The sequence below is a fragment of the Candidatus Obscuribacterales bacterium genome, from assembly GCA_036703605.1.
GTDB lineage: Bacteria > Cyanobacteriota > Cyanobacteriia > RECH01 > RECH01 > RECH01.
Window position 1 is genome coordinate 1 of the sequence record DATNRH010000590.1, and the last position, 3,459, is coordinate 3,459.

At 52.6% G+C, this 3,459-nt stretch carries 3 protein-coding genes; 1 reads left to right on the top strand and 2 read right to left on the bottom strand.

The window, feature by feature from the left end:
* Nucleotides 1–76 precede the first annotated feature (76 nt).
* Together V6D20_12490 and pstA are read right to left on the bottom strand one after the other, a co-directional pair.
* Complete coding sequence (locus tag V6D20_12490) at nucleotides 77–889, bottom strand: phosphate ABC transporter ATP-binding protein (protein HEY9816598.1); 813 nt, start codon at nucleotides 887–889, stop codon at nucleotides 77–79.
* Nucleotides 890–899: 10 nt separating this feature from the next.
* Nucleotides 900–2,786, bottom strand: a complete 1,887-nt coding sequence (gene pstA / locus V6D20_12495; GenBank protein ID HEY9816599.1) for a phosphate ABC transporter permease PstA — start codon at nucleotides 2,784–2,786, stop codon at nucleotides 900–902.
* A 233-nt stretch (nucleotides 2,787–3,019) separates the two neighbouring features.
* Here pstA and V6D20_12500 point away from each other — a divergent pair.
* The coding region (locus V6D20_12500; GenBank protein ID HEY9816600.1) for a DUF1016 N-terminal domain-containing protein at nucleotides 3,020–3,459 on the top strand (440 nt) is incomplete at its 3' end.

Here is a 3,459-nt window from a genome sequence, read left to right on the forward strand (position 1 = left end):
ACACGGTTATCCTGTTTCCCATTGAGTTAGCCAGAGCTGTGAAAGCGATCGCTCCTCCTCCTGAGTCCTAGTGGGATTAAAGCGACATATGACCATAATGGATATAGCTCCAGGTCGCCGACGAGGATGGACTGCCAAAGATTTTGGGGGTTTCATCATACTCAACTAACTGTCCTACAAGGCGATCGCCCTCGGGAATCACGTTGAAGAATGCTAAGCGATCGGTAATGCGGGCAGCTTGACGCAGATCGTGGGTTACCATCACAATCGTATAATGCTGCTTCATTTCAATGAGTAAGCTACTGATGCGATCAGCGGAGACTGGGTCAAGGGCGGCGCAGGGTTCATCCATTAAGATAATATCTGGCTGTAGGGCAATGGTGCGGGCAATACAAAGGCGCTGCTGCTGACCGCCGGAGAGCAACATGGCATTTTTATTCAAGTCTGCCTTCACCTCTTGCCAGAGACCTACCTGACGCAACACCTGCTCCACAATAGTGTCAATATCTTGCCGACAGCCATTCACCCGTAGCCCAAGGGCAATATTGTCGTATACTGACTTGGGGAAAGGATTGGGTTGCTGAAACACCATGCCAATTCGGCGACGCACAATGGTATCGGGTATGGCGTACAAATTCTGTCCAGCCAGACGAATCTGTCCTTTGATCGTAGCAGCGGGTACAAAATCAAGGAGTCGATTAAAACAACGCAATAGGCTGCTTTTGCCACAGCCTGAGGGGCCAATGAGTCCCGTTATTTGTTTAGGATAGATCTTGAGATTGACCTGGTGCAAAATGGTCTGACCACTGTAGGCGATCGCTAAGTCCTGAGCTTCTAAAATAGCCATGTCTGTCCCAGCCTGAGACATGGAAGAAAATAAAGTAGGCATCCACAAACTCCTAGCGAACATAGCGACTATGGAAATCTCGAAGCAGCACGGCTGCAAGGTTGAGCAGGAACACTAATCCGCCTAGGACTAAAATGGCGGCGGCGGCATTGACCTGATAGCCATCCTGGGGGCGGGCGGCCCAAAAAAAGATTTGGGTGGGCAAGGTCGAAAAGGGATCTTGGAGTCCTGATATGGATAATGATGGAGCAACACTGACAAAGGCGATCGCTCCGATGGCAATGAGGGCAGCGGCTTCTCCGGCAACGCGGGATAGCGCCAGCATAATTCCCGTAATGATACTTGGTGCAGCCGCTGGTATGATGACGTGACATAGTGCCTGGAGGCGGCTCATGCCTACACTGTAGCCAGCCTGCCGGAGCTGACTCGGCACAGAGCGCAGAGCACCGCGGGTAGTAATAATGACTAGGGGCAGGGCAATAATGGACATCACCAGCGCTGCAGAGAGCAGACTGCGTCCGCCGGTAATTGGAGAAAGCTGTCGGACAAAGAGCGCTAGTCCTAGGAGACCATAGAGGATGGAGGGAACAGCAGCTAAGTTAGCAATCAAGACGTCTAGGGTACGATTTAGGGGGCGATCGGGGATGTATTCTTCTAGATAAATAGCGGCTGATATTCCAAGGGGAATGGTCATCATGGCCGTCATCAACATCAGCAACGTTGTTCCCACTAAGGACGCATAGATGCCTGCATCGTCTGGGCGACGAGATGGAAAATTGACGAGAAAGTCCCAGCTTAGTCGGCTAAACCCACTGCGAAAAGCTACAAGAGCCATCAGCAATAGTGTCAAGATGCCCACCATGACGGATAAGAATCCTAGAACCGTCAGCAGGCGATCGAGCCATTGCCGTCGGTTTAGATTGCTGCGAAAGGCCACTGGCGGCAAGGCCATAGCTGGAGCGATCGCTCCTAGGGAAAGCGTTCCCTGCAGCATGTCTACCGATGGAATGAGCAGTTGCTGCATCCCTTTTTTATAGCGATGCAGCAACCATCGCCCGAAGCTATTAAGAGATAAGGTGATTAAAAACAAGACCATGCCCGCCGCAAAAATGGTATGAAACCTCAGGGAATCGGAGGGTACGTCACCTAAGCTCACCTGGATAATATAGGCCGTGATGCTGGAAATGGGAACTAAGGGATTGAGGGTGAGGTGGGGGCGTTGTCCGGCAGCGATCGCTGCAATCATTGTTTCTCCCAAGCTGCGGCTGGCGGCGAGGGTGTAGGAGGCAAGAATTCCCGGCAGGGCGGCGGGCAAGATGATGTGCTGAATCACCTCTCGCTTGGTGAACCCTAGGGTATAGGCTCCCTGTCGAAGGGTAGCGGGTATGCTGCGCAGCGTATCTTCACCAATGGATGAAATGATCGGTACAATCAACACCCCGGTCACTAGTCCAGCGCTCAGGGCGTTAAAAACCGATAGACCGGGGATCACCATCCGCAGAGCTGGCGTGACAAATGAGATAGCAAAGTAGCCAAATACGATCGTGGGAATGCCCGACAGGGTTTCTAGGGCAGATTTCAGCACTTGTCGAGCTGGATCCTTGGCATACTCACTTAAATAGATCGCCGCTAGGGTACCCACGGGAACGGCAAACAGCATGGCGATGGTTGAAATCAGTCCCGTACCGGTTACCAGAACGATGATGCCGTAGCCCTGGTTAGAAAACAGGGGCGTCCAGCTCGTATCGGTGAGAAACCTCCCTAGGGGAACCTCTCGGAAAAACAAAAAGCTCTGGTAGATGAAGGTCGCCATGATGGCGATCGCTATCATCGTGGGAATGGCAGCGGCGATCGCAAAGGCCGTGTGAGCCAAGGCATCAACCCAGGATCCTGGGCGATCGCGGGTGGGCTTGGGTGACTTGAAACTAGGTAAACTCATGCCTCTCTGACTAATCCGCCGGATCGATTCCCTTATGACGTTGTGGTTGCACCCTGAGTTTTTACGCCTCTGGCAGCATGCTGTTGAGAGACTGCTCCTAGTGTACGGGGCGAAGATAAAGGCAAGTTTAAGCTTTTTCAATCAGCAAAATGTGGTACATCAAAGAAATGCAGGATGTGGTAGACCCGAGCAATCCAGGTACAATGCAGCAGAGTACATCCGATCTAGCCTAAATGACTGTGCCTTCCCTCGATCGCCCCTATCAAGATTTTCTCCAGGATCTGAAACAACGCATTCAGGCTGCTCAGGTCCGGGCTGCCCTGGCGGTTAACTGTGAACTGATCACCCTCTATTGGCAGATTGGCCGAGACATTCTCAGCCGCCAGCAGGCCCAGGGCTGGGGAGCCAAGGTGGTCACCCAATTGTCGCAAGACTTACGCCAGGCGTTTCCAGACATGAAAGGCTTCTCCCGCACCAACCTGCTCTACATGCGGGCCTTTGCCGAGGCCTACCCCGACGAGGCAATTGTTCAACAGGTTGTTGGACAAATTCCTTGGGGGCACAACATTCGTCTGTTGGAAGCAGTCAAAGATCCAGCAGAACGGCTGTGGTATGCCCAACAAGCGATCGCCCATGGCTGGAGCCGCAATGTGTTGGTGCATCACATCGAACG

Coding starts and splice junctions, on each gene's coding strand:
- V6D20_12490 (HEY9816598.1), bottom strand. CDS start 889: ATGCCTACTTTATTTTCTTCCATGTCTCAGGCTGGGACAGACATGGCT.
- pstA (HEY9816599.1), bottom strand. CDS start 2,786: ATGAGTTTACCTAGTTTCAAGTCACCCAAGCCCACCCGCGATCGCCCA.